Origin of the sequence: Streptomyces sp. NPDC058880 (assembly GCF_042742535.1) — a bacterium.
Lineage (GTDB): Bacteria > Actinomycetota > Actinomycetes > Streptomycetales > Streptomycetaceae > Streptomyces.
Map to the genome: position 1 here is coordinate 198,641 of NZ_JBHYMC010000003.1, position 16,621 is coordinate 215,261.

General features: G+C 74.0%; 13 protein-coding genes. 6 read left to right on the plus strand and 7 right to left on the minus strand.

Features of this window, described 5'->3' with window-relative positions; translation table 11 throughout:
- Nucleotides 1-4: 4 nt before the first annotated feature.
- The 3 genes from ACFW2G_RS03720 to ACFW2G_RS03730 all read right to left on the minus strand — a co-directional run bounded on the left by ACFW2G_RS03720 (nt 5) and on the right by ACFW2G_RS03730 (nt 2,367).
- A complete protein-coding gene (locus ACFW2G_RS03720) occupies nt 5-184 on the minus strand; it encodes a hypothetical protein (protein WP_384580261.1) in 180 nt (59 codons plus the stop codon).
- A gap of 52 nt (nt 185-236) precedes the next feature.
- Nucleotides 237-1,790, minus strand: a complete 1,554-nt coding sequence (locus tag ACFW2G_RS03725; RefSeq protein ID WP_384580259.1) for an SPFH domain-containing protein — start codon at nt 1,788-1,790, stop codon at nt 237-239.
- Between the two features lie 70 nt (nt 1,791-1,860).
- The gene (locus tag ACFW2G_RS03730) at nt 1,861-2,367 is read right to left on the minus strand and encodes a hypothetical protein (RefSeq protein WP_384446702.1); all 507 of its coding nucleotides are present in this window, start codon (nt 2,365-2,367) and stop codon (nt 1,861-1,863) included.
- Between the two features lie 210 nt (nt 2,368-2,577).
- Between ACFW2G_RS03730 and ACFW2G_RS03735 the strand changes: the two genes are divergently transcribed.
- Nucleotides 2,578-2,841, plus strand: coding sequence for a hypothetical protein (locus tag ACFW2G_RS03735; protein WP_037917677.1), 264 nt, complete (start codon nt 2,578-2,580; stop codon nt 2,839-2,841).
- 154 nt (nt 2,842-2,995) lie between these two features.
- Here the strand turns inward: ACFW2G_RS03735 and ACFW2G_RS03740 are convergent, their stop codons facing one another.
- From ACFW2G_RS03740 to ACFW2G_RS03755, 4 genes are all read right to left on the minus strand, one after another.
- Complete coding sequence (locus ACFW2G_RS03740; protein WP_384580256.1) at nt 2,996-4,237, minus strand: TIGR02679 family protein; 1,242 nt, start codon at nt 4,235-4,237, stop codon at nt 2,996-2,998.
- Nucleotides 4,238-4,308: 71 nt separating this feature from the next.
- Nucleotides 4,309-8,475 (minus strand): TIGR02680 family protein, encoded by a 4,167-nt coding sequence (locus ACFW2G_RS03745; protein WP_384580254.1) that lies wholly within the window; start codon nt 8,473-8,475, stop codon nt 4,309-4,311.
- A complete protein-coding gene (locus tag ACFW2G_RS03750) occupies nt 8,472-9,743 on the minus strand; it encodes a TIGR02678 family protein (RefSeq protein WP_384446708.1) in 1,272 nt (423 codons plus the stop codon). The genes ACFW2G_RS03745 and ACFW2G_RS03750 overlap by 4 nt, the downstream gene beginning before the upstream one ends.
- Nucleotides 9,740-11,311 carry a TIGR02677 family protein gene (locus ACFW2G_RS03755; RefSeq protein WP_384446710.1) on the minus strand — a complete coding sequence of 524 codons (1,572 nt, stop codon included), beginning with the start codon at nt 11,309-11,311 and terminating at the stop codon, nt 9,740-9,742. Before ACFW2G_RS03755 ends, ACFW2G_RS03750 begins: the two co-directional genes overlap by 4 nt.
- Before the next feature lie 511 nt (nt 11,312-11,822).
- Here ACFW2G_RS03755 and ACFW2G_RS03760 point away from each other — a divergent pair.
- The 5 genes from ACFW2G_RS03760 to ACFW2G_RS03780 all read left to right on the plus strand — a co-directional run bounded on the left by ACFW2G_RS03760 (nt 11,823) and on the right by ACFW2G_RS03780 (nt 16,383).
- The gene (locus ACFW2G_RS03760) at nt 11,823-12,278 is read left to right on the plus strand and encodes a helix-turn-helix domain-containing protein (RefSeq protein ID WP_037915106.1); all 456 of its coding nucleotides are present in this window, start codon (nt 11,823-11,825) and stop codon (nt 12,276-12,278) included.
- A 254-nt stretch (nt 12,279-12,532) separates the two neighbouring features.
- Nucleotides 12,533-13,060, plus strand: a complete 528-nt coding sequence (locus tag ACFW2G_RS03765) for a regulator component (protein WP_037915103.1) — start codon at nt 12,533-12,535, stop codon at nt 13,058-13,060.
- Nucleotides 13,057-14,247: an MAB_1171c family putative transporter gene (locus ACFW2G_RS03770; protein ID WP_384446714.1), complete on the plus strand. Its 1,191-nt coding sequence runs from the start codon at nt 13,057-13,059 to the stop codon at nt 14,245-14,247. Before ACFW2G_RS03765 ends, ACFW2G_RS03770 begins: the two co-directional genes overlap by 4 nt.
- Complete coding sequence (locus tag ACFW2G_RS03775; RefSeq protein ID WP_384580251.1) at nt 14,244-15,434, plus strand: cytochrome P450; 1,191 nt, start codon at nt 14,244-14,246, stop codon at nt 15,432-15,434. The genes ACFW2G_RS03770 and ACFW2G_RS03775 overlap by 4 nt, the downstream gene beginning before the upstream one ends.
- A 286-nt stretch (nt 15,435-15,720) precedes the next feature.
- Nucleotides 15,721-16,383, plus strand: coding sequence for a hypothetical protein (locus tag ACFW2G_RS03780; protein ID WP_384580249.1), 663 nt, complete (start codon nt 15,721-15,723; stop codon nt 16,381-16,383).
- Nucleotides 16,384-16,621: the final 238 nt, after the last annotated feature.

Genomic DNA, 16,621 nt, shown 5'->3' on the forward strand with positions numbered 1-16,621 from the left:
GCGGTCACTGTGCGCTCGCGACAGGACGGACGACGAGTTCGTCGACGTCGACCTCCGGCGGCGGGGACGCCGCATACGCGAGGGCGTCCGCGACGGCGGAGGCCGGCAACGCCACCGCCCGGGCCCTCGCCCTGCTCGGCGGCGGCGGGTAGGTCTGCGGGAGCAACGCGGCCAGGCCCGGCACGGGTCCTCCCCGCACCGGGCCCTGGGCCTCGGCGATCAGTCCGTCACGGCGGTCAGTCCGTGACGGGGATCGCTCCGTCCACGGGGACCCGTTCCGCCCCGGGGACCGGTGCCGGCCCGGCCGCGCCCGCCTTCCCGACCTGGTCCGCGACCAGGCCGCGGAGCATGGCACCGAGGTCGACCCCGGTGGCGGAGCCCAGCAGTTCCACCCCTTGGGCCACGTTGTCCGTGACCGTGCGGGAGAGCTTAGAGGCTCCGTCGGTGGAGATGACGGTCATCCGGTCGATGGCGCCCAGCGGTTCGGCGGCCTTGGCGACGATCTGGGGCAGGGCCTCCACCATCATCTGGAGCATGGCCGCGTCCCCGTACTTCTCGAAGGCGTCGGCCCGCTTGTGCATGGCCTCTGCCTCCGCCGCGCCCTTGGCGGCGATGGCCGCGGCCTCGGCGTCGCCCTCCAGGCGGACGGCTTCGGCGACGGCGGCACGGCGTGCCCGCTCGGCCTCGCCGCGCTTGGCGCCCTCGATGGCCTCCGCCTCCGCCAGGGCCTGGCGGCGCTGCTTCTCGCCCTCACCGGTCAGGCGGGCGCGCTCCGCCTCCGCCTCGGCGGCCGCGATGGCGGCCAGGCGGTCGCCCTCCGCCTGCTTGACCCGGGCGATGCGCTCGGCCTCCGCCTGCTGCTCGGCCTCGTACCGCTTGGCGTCGGCGGGCTTGCGGACCTGCGTATCGAGCTGACGGTCGGTCAGTGCGGCCTGTCGCTCGGCCACCTTCTCCTGCTCCGTGAGGATCTGCTGCTGACGGTCGGCGTCGGCGAGCGGACCGGCCGCGCTCGCCCGCGCCGCAGCCGCGTCGGTCTCTGCCTTGATCTCGGCCTGGCGCAGGTAGAGCGTGCGCTGCGCGACCGCGATCTCCTCCTCCGCCTTCAGTCGGGCCTGCTCCGCGGCCTGCCGGGCGTTGGCCTCGGCGATGTCCGCCTCCTGCCGGGCGCGGGCGGCCTCCGGGCGGCCCAGGTCCTCCAGGTACGAGCCCTCGGTGGTGATGTCCTGGATCTGGAAGGCGTCCAGGACCAGGCCCTGCCCGGAGAGGCTGGCCTCCGCCTCCTCCGCGACCTGTCCGGCGAACGCGGCCCGGTCCCGGATGACGTCCTCCACCGACATCCGGCCGACGATCGCCCGCAGTGCGCCGGAGAGCACCTCCTGGGTGAACCCGACGATCCCGTCCTGCTGGCGCAGGAACCGCTGCGCGGCGGCCCTGATGGCGTCCTCGGTCCCGCCGACCTTGACGATGGCCACCCCTTCGAGGTTGGCCTTGATGCCGCGCAGGGTGACCGCTCCCCGCACCGCGACGGGAATGTGCCGGCTGGACAGGTCCAGGCTGTACCGCTGCTGCACGAACGGGACGACGAACACGCCGCCGCCGACCACGACCTTCTGACCGCTGTTGTCGGTGAAGACCTGCCCGGTCTCCGGATCGGTGGACCGCTTCCCGCGGCGGCCCGTGATGATGAAGGCCTCGCTGGGACCGGCGACCTTGTACCGGGTGACGACGACCAGAGCCAACAGGACCAGGAGTACGACGATCCCGATGGCCGCGACGGCGACTGGACTCATGATGGATTCCCCCTGCCTCCCCGAAGGGGCAGATCGGTGATGGACGTGAAGCGGATGGAGCGGTGCGCCGTCACTCGATGGCGCGGACGGCGACCGAGGTGTCCGACGGGGTCGCCGTCACCCAGATCTCGGCCCCGCGCTCCAGCGGGGCGTCGGCGGTAGCGGCGTACTTGACCGGCTGCCCCGCCAGCGACAGCAGCACCTCCCCGTAGCCGCCGTGCGGTATGGCGGTGACCACGCGTCCGGCGACTCCGACGAGGTCCGCGCGCTGCGGTGCACGCCCCCCGGCGTCACGCAGCAGCGCCCGGCTCAGCCGGTACGTCGCCCAGCCCGCCCCCGCTCCGGCCAGCGCGCCCGCGGCGGCCGCCGCTCCCGGCCCGAGTCCCGTGGACCCGAGCACGATCGCCCCCGTGAAACCGAGCGTCGAAACGAAGCCCGCGATCACCGGAAGCGACAGCCACCCGTCGAACAGTCCGCCCAGGGTGCCCTCGAAAACCCCCTCCAGCACCCCGTCGAACACCAGCGCCACGGCCAGCACCACGATCCCCCCGATGCCGAGCCCAAGAAACCAGCCCATCGGACACCTCCCCCGTCTGGCCGCCGTTTCCGCCGGACACCGACAGATTGCCTGGAGGCCGCACCGGCGCACATTGCCTGCCGTCGGCAATCTTTATGCGTCTTTGACGCATACCGCCGTGCACGGCGACGTGCCGCAGGGTGTACAAGCAGGTGTACGAGCCCCGTGGCCGTGAGCGGCATGGCCCGGCCGAACCGACGGGAGGACCCGGTGGAACCGACGCTTCTCCTCGCCGCCGTGGTCCTGGCGGCCCTGGTGATCAAGACGGCGGTGGAGGAACTGGGGGAACCCGGCCGGGGCCGGGCCCGGTGGGCGTTCCTGCGGGACCGGCGGGCCTTGGCGGCCGGCGCGGTCGTCACGCTCGTGCTCGGCTTCCTGGGCTGGCTGCTCGGCGGCGGCGAGGGCCTGGTCTGGGGGTGCCTGGCCGGCGTCCTGGCCGCGTACGCCACGAACGCGCACGGGCGCGGCACGTAGACCGCGGGCTCGGCGACTGCGAGCTCGGCGACCGCGGGCTCGGCGACCCGCACGGTGTGCCCGCCTGGGTGGACGAGGCTCCCGCCGCGGTACCCCGCCGGTGCGGGCGCCGGCCGGTCCGGTGGTGGCCGGTCGGGTGGTGGCGGCCCCGGCCCTACCGGAGCGCTTCCCCGCCCGACCGCGCGAGGTCCCCCAGCAGCACGTCCAGCACGGCCTCCTCCTCGACGCGCAGGGCCTGCTCGCTGAGAGCGAGTGCCAGGTCCGGGTCCCACGGCGACGGCGCCGGTTTCCCGTCCAGGGGGCGCAGACCGGGTCCCCCGGCCGCCACCGCCGCACGGTAGTCGGCGGCGGTGTAGCGCCAGGGGCTCCAGGGCACGTGCCCCGACAGCGTCGTGGCGATGCGCAGGCCGCCCCAATCGAAGTCGCCGTGGTGGCGGAGAGCCGCGCCGAGCTCGTGCAGGCGGGTGAGCAGGGTCAGCGCGGCGGCCGACGGCTGACCCTGGACGCAGACGAGCGGCAGGCCATCCGGTCCGTGCGTGTCCGCCGCGGCCGAGAGCACCGCGGGGTTCTCGCAGATGTGGACCACGGGCGGGGCCGTCCGGGGTGGGCGGCGGGCGAGCTGCCGGAGGGTGAGTACGGACGGCTCACCCGCGTCGGCCGCCCAGTCCAGGGCCGGAGTTCCGCGGAGGTTGAGGGTGAGCACCGTCGAGGAGACGTCGTCCCGGAGCAGGCCGACCGAGGCCCACGCGGCCCGCCGCCAGGCCGCTCCCGCGCCCTCGGGGTGCCCGGTCAGTGCGCGGGCGCCGGAGAGGGCGAGCGTGGCCACCGGCGTGCCGTCGTCGAGTGCGTGGGCGCTGCCCAGGACGTCGGCGGCGAACACCGCGAGCGACCGTGCCGGCGCGACGGGCAGCTCCCGGAGCACGCGGACCGTCTCCTCCAGGAGGGCACGGGCGGCGGTGGGGGTGCCGGCGAGACGGCGCACGAGGCCGCCGGCCCGCACCCGCCCGGCCCACGCGGCGTGGGCCGGAAGGTCCTCGGCCAGGTCGGTGAGAGGTGCGTACGCCTCCTCCCAGGCCTGTTGCTCGTTCCGGCGGGCCGCGTCGAGGGGGATGACCCGTCCGGTGAGTACGGTCACGGCCGCCCCCAGGCCCTCCGCGCTGATCCCCGCTCTGACCAGCACGGCGTCCACGGCGTCGAGCCGGACCGTGAGCGCCTTGCCGACACCGGGCGTCCGGCCCAGCAGCCTCTCGGCCGCTGCCCGCTCCGCCGGGCTCGGCGCAGCCAGCGAGACCGGCCCGGTCAGTGGCTGCCCGCGCTCCAGCCGCCGGCGCACCCGCTCCACCAGCCAGGCCAGGTCGGCGCCGCCGAGCAGGCGGCGCAGGCGCGCTTCGTCCACCGGCGGACGGTCCGCCGGTGGCCCGACTGCGGGTGGCCCGGCCGCGGGTGGCCCGGCCGCGGGTGGCCCGCTCACACCCACAAGGCTTCCGGGTGCGCGGGACGCACGGGGTCCTCGCGGCGTGTGCGCGCCGTACCGTCCCACTCCCAGCGGGTGACCAGGACGGCGGCCACCTCGTCGACGCGCGCGAGCTGGGCGATGGCGATGCCCGGCACCTGCGGGTAGCAGGCCCACTCCCGTTCGCTGGTCATGACCACATCCAGGTCGAAGGCGTGCAGGAGCCCAAGGCACTTGGCCCGCGAATCGTCGTCCACCCCCGCGAACGCCTCGTCCAGGGTCACCAGGCGCGGCGCGTACGGGCTGCCCGCGCTCGCGTAGTGCGAGGAGGCCGCGGCGAACAGGGGAACGGACACGGCCAGCACACGTTCGCCTCCGGACGCCGGTCCCGTGGCGGGCACCCAGCGGCCGTGCTGTTGGCGTTCGACCGCGAACTCGTGCCAGGAACGGTAGTCCAGGGCGGCGGTGAGGTGCTCCAGCCAGCTGCCCGCCGCGTCCTCGGTCTGCTGGCGGGCGATCTGCGTCTGCAGGAACTCGCCGACCGCGGACCGGTCCTCGGCCGTCCATGCGTCGTTGGTCTGGAGCAGGCGGCCGCGGGCCTGGGCGAGTCCCACCGGTGCCTTGTGGGAAGGCCGCCACACCAGGCGCAGCTTCATTCCGGTGGAGGTGGGCCTTTCCTCCAACTCCGCGTTCATGGCCAGCACCTGCCGTTCGGCGGCTGCGATCAGCTCCTGGAGGGTGCCGGCCACCTCGGTGATGAGGTGGGTTTCGAGGATCTCGCGCTCGTGTGCGGAGAGAATGCGGGTGAGTTCCGCGACCTCGGCCGCCAGCGCCTCGGCGAGTTCGGGTACGGCTCGCTCTCGGCCCTGGTAGACGATCTCCACGATCACGGCGTCCTCGACCATGCGGGCCGAAGCGGTGTTGCCGTGCCGGGACAGCGCGTCCTGGAGGGTCTTGAACTCCTCGCCCAGACGCCGCTGCACCCGTTCCCACGCACCGTCCGAGTCATCCGTCGTCGCCAGCTCCGATTCGAGGGCACGGGCCAAGGCGATGGCCGGGGTGGCCGCCCACGGGCCCTCGTCCGCGGCCGGTACGGCGAGGTCGGGCAGCGCGACGGCGATCAGGCCGGTGCCGGTGAAGCGCTGGAGCGCTGCGACGGCCTCCGAACGGGTCGCGGCGGCCTCGGTGACGGCCTTCTCCAGTTGTTCGATGCTCCCCTCGGCCCGGCTGGCCCGCCGATCCGCCTCGGTGTGCGCGGTCCGGGCGCGCTGTTCGTCGGCCGCACAGCCGCGCAGGGTGTCCGCGGTCTCGGCGAGCAGGCGCTCCAGCTCTGCGACGGCGGCGCCCACGGTCGACCGCAGGGTGGCCAGCCGTTCGTCCGCGGCGGCCGCCTCGCGGGCGGCGTCTTCCGCCCGTACGGCGAGTTCGGCGGCCCGCTCCCCGGCCCGGAGCGCCTCTTCGCGTTCGTCGTCCGCCTGCCGGGACGCCTCGTGCCGCTCGCGCAGGGCGGGCCAGAGTCCGGCCAGGACGACGTCGAGCCCGGCGAGGGCCTGCCGTACGGCGGCCAGCTCCGCCCGCTCCCGGGGCATCCCCACATCGGCCGCGGTCTCCCGCAGTTCGGCGGCGGCCGACTCGGCCCGCTCGGCAGCGGCCGTCACCTCGGCGGCCCGCCCGTCACGCCGGGCCCGGGCCCGGCGCAGGGTGCCGGCGGCGGCCGCGGCGTCGGCGTGCGCCCGCATCAGAGGTGCGTCGTCGGGCACGGACGCCAGCTCGGTGTCGAGGGTGTGCCGGCGGGCCGCAAGCACCTGGGCCTGCGCGTCGGCGGCGGCGGACTGCCGCTGAAGGAGGGAGAGTTCGGCGTGCAGGGCGGCGATCCTGGTCCGCCTCGCGGCTTCCCGCGCGCCCTCCCCGATGTACTCGGCAGCGGGTTTGGCCCACCGGCCGGTGAGGACGCCGACGCGGTGGCGTCCGTCCGGCGCGACCCAGGTGCCGTGGGGGACCGCGGTGCCCGTCGGGCCGGCGCCGGGTGCCTCCCCTTCGCCGGCCGGTGCCGTGTCCTCGCGGGCCCCGCCGAGCCCGATCGCCTCCAGCAGGCGGGCCACCGCCTCCGCACCGACCGCCGCGGCCTGCGCGTCGCCGCGGTCCACGGCCGGGCGCAGTACGTCGGCGAGCGATGCCCCGGCGACCGGTCCGGAGTCCGGGGCGAGGATCACGTCATGGCCTTCCGCGGCGAGGGCCGCCCCGTCGGGGCACACCCACGCGTCCAGCAGCCCGGATGCCTCCAGGGCCGCCTCCAGCCCGGCGCGGTCCTGCTCCGCGACCTCCTCCCTGAAGTCGACGAGCCGCCACAGCGGAGCACCGGGCTGCTGGTCCCGCAGGCCGGGGGTCCTGGTGTGCGGGGCCTGCGGCCCGCGCCGGCCGCCGGACTCCAGGGCGGTGAGTTCGTGTTCGGCTTCGCGGGTCCGGGAGACCAGAGCGGCCCGGTGGTGCGCCGCCCGCGCCGTCTGGTCGGCGAGTGCCGCCGCGGTGGTGCGGTGTGCTTCGGCGGCACGGCGTCGCGCGGGGTAGGGGCCGTCCTGGTGCCGGGTCCACTCCTGGAGCTCGTCCAGGAGGCCGGCCGGATCGGCGTACACCAGCTCTCCGCACCGGTGCGCGTGCTCGCGTACGGCGTCGACCAGGGCCCGTCCGGCGGCCCGCGCCGCGTCCTGGGCGGCGCCCAGCGCCTCGGCGGCCTGGGTCAGCCCGGTCTCCGTCTCGTCGAGCCGGAGCACGGCGCTGCGGCGCCCGGCCGCCGCCGCCTCGGCCCGGTCGGCGAGCGCCTCCAGGTGCGTGAGCGTGCGGTACCTGCGGTCGGTCGCTTCGGCCACCGCAGCCCGCAGGCCGGCAACGGCCTGCCCGGTGTCCGTGGGAAGGTCCAGCCGGGCCGCCGCAGCCGTCTCCCGGGCCCGGAGCAGCATGTCCTCGGAGAGCTCCCGGGCGGCCCTGAGCCTGTTCTCGGCGGCACCGAGGCGGCCGAGCGCCCTGGTGTGCCGATGCGATGCCTCCTCCTGGTCGTCGAGAGCGCGGGTTCGGTCGTTCTCGGCCCGCTCCGCCGCCTTCGCCGCACGGTCCACTTCGCGGGCGCTGCGCATCTCGGGGCCTTCACGCAGGGCTGCGTCGGCCGCCTCCAGCCTGGCCCGGGTCTCGGTGAGCGCGGCCACGCGTTCCTCCGCGGCGGCCCGGTCCCGCTCCGCACCGGCTTTCTCGGCCTGGGCCTCGGCGAGGGCGCGCAGGAGTTGCTCGTACTTGGAGTGTTCGCTGCGCGGAAGGCGTGCGCGGCGGCGGGCGGCCGTGCGGGCGTAGCGCCGGTAGTGGTCGAGGAACACCGCGGCCGCGCGTTCGGCCGCGCCGGCCGAACGCAGTTCCTCCTTCTCCTCGTCCAGCGAGCGGAAGGCCTCGGCCACGTCCGCGATGACGGCCTGGTCCATCGGGGGCAGGGCTTCGGTGAGGGCGCGGGAGAGGGCGGCCTCGTTGGGGCGCTTGGACAGCTGGGGCTGGCGCAGCTGGATGAGGAGGTCCACGAGGGCCGCGTAGCGCTGCTCCCCGAGGCCGAACAGCGCTTCGTCGACGGCGCGGCGGTAGGCCTTGGCCTGGTCGTAGACCCGGCCCCGGCCGGCGACGGCTTCGATGAGCCGGTCCCGGGACAGCACGGTGCCGGTGGCATCGAGCAGGCTCAGTGACCCGTCCGCGCGCGCGTCGGCCGGCCCGTGGTCGATCCGCTGCCCCGTCACGGCCCACCAGTGGCGTGCGATCCCGCGCCCGCTGACGGCCTTGAGTCCGCACAGGAGCGTGCGGAAGTGCTCCTCGCCGCTCGCCGCGTCGCGGCGGCCGAACTCCACCCAGGTGTAGCCGAGGCGTTCGGAGTGCGGGTGCTCACCGCCGAGCAGGAGGTTCCATTCCATCCGCTTGCCCGCGTCCCCGTCGGGTTCCACCCGGCGGGCGCTGAGGTCCCCGTCCAGGAGGAAGGGCAGGGTCAGGGCCAGCACCTTGGACTTGCCGGTGCCGTTGTTGCCGCGCAGCAGGAGTCGGCCGTCGCGGAAGTGGAACTCCTCCACGTCGTAGTGGAAGAGGTCGACGAGGCCCGTCCGCAGGGGCTGCCAGCGGGGACGCGCCGGGGCGGGGGGCTCTGGGCGGGTCGTCACGGCAGGTACGCCTTTCGCTGCGCCGGCACCTGCGTGGTACCGGAGGTGCGGTTACGGGGCCCGGTACCGGTGCGGGGTTCGAGCACGACGGTCTCGCCGACCGCGTAGCGGGCGAGCGCCGGGCGCGGCAGGACCCCGTCAGCGGTACGGGCGACCAGGCCGAGAGCGGCCAGCCGGGCGACGGCCTGCTCGGCCAGGTCGCCCTCGGCCCCCGGTTCACGGGCCGACTTGGACCAGAATCCGCCGTGCTCCGCCGCCAGTTCGACCACGCGGCGTTCGAGGTCGACCATGGGGACGACCAGGCCTCCGACCGCCGTCAGATATTCCGCGAGCAGCAGGGTGACGTGGCCGCGGGTCCCTGATTCCGGCATCCGGAGGTCGGTGAGGTCGTCCTCGGGGTCGACCATGGCGATGCCTTCGGCCCGCACTTCGGCGACCAGACCGGTCAGTTCGTTGATGCGGGCGGTGAGGAAGCCGCGCTGGCGCGTGAGGTATCCGAGCTCGGCGTCCGTCAGCTCGTCGTAGTAGACGACGGGGTCGTCGAGCAGCCGCCGGGTCAGCGAGCGGCGCATGGCACGGAAGCGCAGTTCGTCGCTGTCGAGGGCTGTTTCGGCGGCGAGTTCGGCGAGCCGGGCCTCCGGCGTTTCGGCCCGGACGGTGGAAGGTCCCCGACGGGTGGCGAGCAGACCGGCCAGGACGCGCCGCTCGACGTCGTACAGGACGTCGCCGGCTCCGCTGACGTAGGCGTCCTCCTCCCCGGCGACGCGCCGCAGGACCCCGAGGTGGAGCAGCAGCCGGACGACCGCGGCCAGGTCGAGCCGTTCGTCACGGCGGTCCAGGGTGAACTCGATGCCCGCTGCGGCCAGTCGGGGATCCTTCGCGTCCAGCACGATCTGGTCCGCGAGGCGGCCCAGTGCGATCTGCGCCTCACCGCGTTCGAGGGAGGCCAGGGCGAGGCAGAGCAGGACGTACCGGCGGCGGCTGAAGGGGACGGCGCTGCGACTGACCTCGCGGGCCGGGTGCGTGGCGTCGTCCGGCACGCCGGGGATCCTGCCCAGCCGGGCCGTCTCGGCATCGACCTGGAGGGACCAGCCGGTGTTGCGGTCGAACCACTCGCGCAGCTCGCCGGCGTGCCGGCGGACCAGGCGGAACTCGTCGGCGTACGCGCCGTGCGCGAGCAGCAGCGGCTGCTTCAGCAGGGCGCGGGCGGCCTTGCGGCGCTCTGCGGCGTGCTGCCCGTCGAGTACTTCCGCGAGCGGGGTCGTCATCGCGCTCCGCCCCTTCCTGGTGTCTCGGTGAGGTCGACGATCTCGATGGTGTGGTCCGGGCCCGTGAAGGTCCCGTCCGGTGTGCGGACCTCGGCCACGGCCCCGTCGGCCGGTGCGGTGAGTCGGATCTCCATGGAGCCGTCGCCGCTGGTGGCCGCGGTGTACGTCATGCCGGGCCGCCAGGTGGCGAGCGCGTCGCCGAGGAGTTGGAGGAAGAGCCGGAAGCTGAGGGGGTCGAGCTCGCCGAGTCCGGACAGCCTGGTGATGCCGCGGGTGACCAGGCGGGCCCGGGCGGCTGCCGTCTCGGCGGCCTGCTTGGCGGCCGTCTCGGCGAGCAGCCGGCGTGCTTCCTGCCGGTCCTCGACCCTGCGCGGTTTGCCGCGCCGCTCGTAGCTTCCCGTACGGCGCAGCTGCGGGCTGATGCGCAGGGGTGCGGCATCGGCCCAGGGGGTGGCCGCGGGCTCCGGACGGGCGCGGCGGGCGGCCAGCGTCTCCGCGTCCACGGTGAGGTGCCGGGCCGGGTACAGTCCGAAGGCGGTGCGCCACAGCCGGTGCCGGGCGTCGTCGTCGGGTGCCTCGGCGAACCAGCGTGCGAGGGTGCGGAAGTCGGCGGAGCGGTCCGATCGCCCCGCCCGCCGCTCGTTCAGCGACCGTACGACGGCCAGCAGTTGCGGGATCGCGCCCAGCGCCCGGCCGCGCAGCAGCCGGGCCTGCGACTCCCGGCCGTCCCGGCTGAGGAACCAGGCCGCCAGTCCTGCCCATCGGCCGGCCCACCGCTCGTACGCGGCCTGCGCCGCGTGGGCGGCGTCCTGCGGGGTGGCGTCCGCGGCCTCACGGGCGGCCGCGGCCCGCAGCAGCGGTTCGATGCTCCCCCGCTCCTCCAGCTCCAGGATCAGCCGGGCGATGCGCCCGCCGAGGGTGATCAGGTCCTGGATGAACCGTTCCAGGTACCGGATGAGCTGGTCCTTGTAGGCGAGGAAGACCTCCTCCCCCACGTCGTGCAGGTCGATGGTCCGCTGGAGGGAGCCCATGAAGGCCCGCGCGTTGTCGGCGAGCGCGCCGAAACGGCTCGCGAGGGCGTCCAGCGCCAGATGCGTCTTGGCCGGATCGGGCTCTTCCTCGGCCGCCAGCACGACCAGCGCGCGCAGTTGGGTCACGATGTCGTGCAGCGCGACGGCCTGCAGCGCGCCCCGCCGACCGAGCGCCTCGTCGTACGCGGACAGGGCCTGCTCCGCCGCCTCGCCCGCCCGCGTGAGCTGGTAGATGAACCGCTTGCGGTAGAAGTCCTCGACGGCGGTGACCCGCCCGGTGTCCGGGTCGGCCCGCAGGTTCCCCCAGCCCACCAGGCTGTCGAGGGCCTTGACCACCGTGTCCAGCTCGGTCGGCCGGTTCTCGCCGGCCAGCCCCGCGTACACGTCCTCGGGCCGCAGGTGTACGGCGAACCGCTCCTTGGCGCGGAGGAAGGCCCCCATCACCGCCCGGTAGAGCAGCACGTTCGGAGCGGTGAGATGCGCGAAGGGCCCGTACCCGTCGGGTAGGCACTCCGCCGGCGGAGAAGTCGTGTCCATTGCCCGCCATCCTCCTGGAGGGGCGACCGTGTTCGGCGGGGACTTGAGTACTTGGCCGATTCGCATCGGTCCTGATCGCGTCCGGACCACGGCCAGCCGTCCTGCGTGCGTCGTGCGCGTCGGTCGTGCGTCTCGTCGGGTCGCGGACCGGCTCACCCGCGCACCGGCCCGGGCCGGCGACGCACCCGGCCAGGTGCCGGCGGGCCCGGCCTCCGGCCGATCGCGGCGGTCGGCGAACGGAACGGCGTCGGGCCCGTACCTCCCCCGCGTCGCCACGAGCCGCGGGCGCGGCGGCGGCGCTCCGGGCCGTCGGCCGAGCTCACCCCCGTGAAGCTCGACCTCGACCCGACCGACGCCGCCCCCTCGACACTTCAGTGGCGACGAGGCGTTGGTAACGTACACCAGAGTGACTGCCCGGCGTCAACCAAAGTGTTGCCGGGGCCGGCCCGACGGGCTTCGAGAAACACTGTGGTGGGCAAAGACTCGGCATCACACCAAGGAGGTCGTACACGTGGAGGATGATCAGTCGCCCACCTTCGCCCAACTCCTGGACCACCTCTTCCGCGAGGTGCACCCCCCTTCCCGGGGGCCCTACACCTACGCGGAGGTCGCCGAGGGAATCCGCAAGGCTGCGACCGGAGAGGGGCGCGGGGTGACGGCCAGCGCCATCCAGCAACTGCGGACCGGCGCCAAGCGCAACCCCACGCGACACACCATCAAGGCCCTGGCCGACTTCTTCGGCGTACCGGCGGGCTACTTCGTCGACAGCGCGGCGGCCGAACGCACCAAGGCGGAGATCGGCCTCCTCGCCGCCATGCGCGATCAGGACGTCCGCAAGGTGGCCTTGCGCGCCAACGGCCTGAGCGTCGACAGCCTGAAGATGCTGTCCACCGTGATCGAACAGGCCCGCAAGCTCGAAGGGCTCACCACCGACGACAGCGCACAGGACCTCAACCTGGACGACTGAGCCGCGCTCCGGGCGGCGATCGCGCGATCGCACCCCGACACGACACGACACCCCCCTGTGGCCGATCATCGGCAGGGGGGCATCAGCCGTTTCCCGGAACAGGACGGCATTCCGGGCCGCACGGCACACCCCCATCAGGACCCCGCCCGTCCCGCGGAGCCGCGAACATGTCAGCATGGGGCGCGCGTACCGGGCTTCCAGGGTGAGGCTCCAACGGCCGACCGACCCCCGACCGGCGTCACCAGAGTGAGGACATGGACCTTGAGCAGCTTCGCGTCACGTGTGAGGCGCGTATCGAGGCACTCCGACTCCCGCACCGCTTCAGCACCCGCGACCTCCGCGACGCCGTGGCCGAACAACGCGGACGCCCCATCATCCTGCGCCCCCTGAGCACCTTGGGCGCCATGGACGCCCCGTGCGGCATCCGCCTGGAGACCCCGGACGCCGACCTGTTGTTCTACGAGGAGGCCACCTCCCCCCTCCACCAGAACCACATCCTCGCCCACGAGATCAGCCACATCATCTGCGACCACCCCGGCAGCCTGGAACTGGACCAGGACACCCTGCGCGCGATCGGGTTCAACCCCACCCTCGTCCAGCGCATGTCCGGCCGGACCAGCTACACCAGCGAGGACGAACGCGAGGCCGAGGTCATGGCCAGCGTCATCCGACAACTCATGTACCGGGGTCGCGAGGGCCCGCCCAGCCGGCCCGCCAGCGGCGCCGAGAGCTGGGACGCGCTGTTCGCCGAGCCACACAGGAAGAAACGCCACCGGAAATGATCAACATCCTCTTCACGGGCACGTCCGTCGTGCTGCTGTGCTTCGCCGCCTACTGGGTGCGAGGACGCGGCGGACACCGCCCCACGGGCACCTGGGCGATGGCGGCGCTTCTGACCTCGTTCGCCCTCGCCTTCGCCTCTTACGCCCCCGCCGTGGAACGCGCGGTCGAATCGGTGGTCCCCCACGTCGCCCGACTCCTCAGCAACACCTTCACGCTGACGGCGGCCACCTCGGTCCTCGCCTTCCTCTTCCAGCTCAATCTGGACCGCGAGCGGGCCCACCGGCAGATCCGCCTGCGCGTCATCGCCCTCGCGCTCTCCGTCGCCGGCATGACCGCCTTCTTCGTCGCTGAACAACTCACCGGACGAAACCCGGTGTTGTACGCCTGCTACGTACTCATCTACATCTCCTACCTGGGCTACACGGCCAAGGACTTCCTGCTGCAGACCTGGGCCCAGTCCAAGCGCTCGACGCGCCGCAGTCAGCGTTGGGGCCTGCGCACGACCTCGGTCGGCTGTGGCTTCGCCCTCGTCTACGCCGCGTACAAGCTCTTCGCCCTGGTCTCCATCGGCCTCGGCCTGGGCCTCGTTCCCGACCACGCCCGGTGCTCGACGCCGCTGACCCCCTTCCGCTGCACGTTCAGCGTGACCGCGCCCGCCGTCGCGGTCCTCCTCATCACCGTCGGACTCACCCTCCCCGCCCTGCTGTGGCCGCTCAGCCGGCTGCGCCGCCGCCGCTGGGAGCGGAACTCGTTCACCGCGCTGGAACCCCTGTGGCGGGAGGTCACCTCGGCGGTCCCCGAGGTCGTCCTCGACCCGGAGAACACCGGGGCCGACGCCCACGACCTCGACTTCCACCTCCACCGCAGGGTCATCGAGATCAACGACTGCGTGCTGGCCCTGCGCCGGTACCGTCAGGCGTCGGTACGGGACGCCGCGGCCGCCGAGGCCGCCCACCGGGGCACGGCCGGCACCCCCGAGGGCGACGCCGAGGTGGAGGCGGCAGTCATCGCCGCGGCCGTCGCCGCGAAGCACGCCGGAGCCACTCCCGCGGGTGAGGAGGCCCCGCCCGCCGCCGGCACCGCCTCCCGCAAGGGCGACCTCCAGGCGGAGACCGCATGGCTGCTGCTCGTGGCGGACGCCCACGCACGGCACCGGGCGCCCGAGCCCACGGGCGCGGCCTCGTGACCGCGCCGCGCCGGGACCCCCTGCGCGACCCGCGCTTCTTCGCCGACCCCTACCCCACCTACGACCGGCTGCGCGAAGGCTGCCCGGTCCGGCGGATCCCCACCGGCTCCGGCGGACACCAGGCGTACGTGATCACCGGCCACTCCGAGGCCCGCGAGGCGTTCGCCGACCCCCGCCTGTCCAAGGACACGGCCCGCTTCTTCGCCGACCGCCCGTCGAACCGCGACCTGCACCCGGCGATCGCCCGCACCATGCTGGCGAGCGACCCCCCGGCGCACACCCACCAACGACGGGTGGCGACGCGGCTGTTCACGACCGGCCGCGTCCGCGAACTGCGCCCGTTCATCACCCGGGTCGTGGACGGCCTCATGGCCGCGTGGCGACCGGGGGCGGACATCGACCTGGTGGCGGACCTGGCGGTGCCCCTGCCGGTCACCGTCGTCTGCGAACTCCTGGGCGTACCCGAGGCCGACCGCACCGCCCTCGCCGACTGGTCCCACGCCCTCTTCGACGCGACCGACACCGACCGCGTCGACGCCGCGTCACACCGGATCGGCGACTACCTCACCGACCTCGTCGACACGGCCCGCACCGCCCCCGGCGACGGCCCGCTCCACTCCCTCCTGCGCGACTGCGACGAGGGCGGCCTCGACCGGGACGAGACCGTCTCCCTGGCCGCCCTCCTGCTGGTCGCCGGTCACGAGACCACCACCCACTTCATCGGCAACGCCGTGCTGGCCCTGCTCCGGCACCCGGAGGCGTTCGACCGCCTGCGCCGGAACCCGGACCTGATCCCCGCCGCCCTCGACGAACTGCTCCGCTTCGACTCCCCGGTGAGCGTGGCCACCTTCCGTCACAGCACGGAGGACCTGAGCGTCGGCGGGATCGACATCCCGGCGGGCTTCCCGGTGCTCATCGCACCCGGGGCCGCCAACCGCGACCCGGCGGCGTTCCCCGACCCGCACCGCCTCGACCTCGACCGCGACGCCGGCGGCCACCTCTCCTTCGGCCACGGCATCCACCGCTGCCCGGGCGCCCCCCTGGCCCGGGCCGAGGCGGACATCGCCCTCCGCACCCTGGTGACCCGCTTCCCGAACACCCGCCTGACCCTCCCCGAGGAATCCCTGACCTGGCGCCGAACCCGCCTGACCCGCGGCCTGACGGCCCTCCCCCTCACCCTCGCCTGACCCACCCCACCCCACCCCACCCCACCCACGGCACCCGCCCCCGACCGAAACCCGTGCGGGCTCCGCACGCCCCCATCCACCGGACCAGCCTCCCCGCCCGAGGCTGGGCCCCCTCATGCGCCCCGCCGATCAGCGCCACCTCCCAGGACCTCGTGTGCGGCTCCGAGGGCAAGCTCGGCACCCTGGCCGACGGAGCCGCCGCCACAGCGTCTTCCACAAGGGCGGTGATCACCGGAAGTGGGTCAATGACACCTGTACGAAGAGCTGGTGAGAGGAGGAGGCTGATATGAGTACGGGAAGATGGCTGTGGGTCTGCCTACAGCGCTACGCCATGACCGCAGCTCTCAGCTGGGTGGCGGCGGCCCTCGCGCTGCCCGTTCTGGGCGACGACCCCTTCTGGGCATCCTTCGGTGCCGGGCTGGGAATGGGGCTGATCGTGGTGCCGCTCCTGACGGTCGTGACCATGTGCATCCTCGTCCCGCTGGCCGGTCGGCGATTCGAGCCGCCGACCGACGGTCCCTGGCGGATCCGCGGCGGCTGGCTGATCGTCCTGCCCCTGGTCCTCCTGCTGCCCGTGGCCCTACTCGTGCCACTGCAGTACCTGATCGTGCTCGGCGCGCAGCTCGTGTACCTGGTGCGGGTCCTGCCCTGCCAGGACGCCCGCGACACGGCGGACGTGCTGCGCTCACTCGCCGACCCGGCCGTCCCCGCGGAGCAGCGGGCCCGGATGGCACGGGCTGTGGCGGGACTGCAGGGCAGGCCGGTCGTCGAAGCCCTGGTGCAGACCGCGGCCGACGCAGAACCGGAGGTCGCCACAGCGGGCCTGGAGACCCTCTGCACCATCTGGCAGCGCGCCGGAGTCGTCGGCGAGGACCTGCTGCTGAAGCTCGACCCGCAGGCCCAGGACCGCGTCCGGGCCCTCGGCGTCAGGGTGCGCAGCCCTTGGTGAGAACGGCAGCGCTCCGCCGCGCATGACTCTCCGGGTCGGGCCCGGCTGCTTTGAGGAGGCCCGGCACATCTTCGGCAGTGCCGTAGGCATGGGCGAGCTGAGACCATTCCGTCATAGGGCTGATCAAGGGACTGTAAATCGTTGGGTCTGTTCCGTAGTCGGTGGTGACGGTGAGTGCTCACCTGTGATCATCGAGCGTGCATGATGCGAACGCGCTTGTGGGAACGGTGTTTTCGGG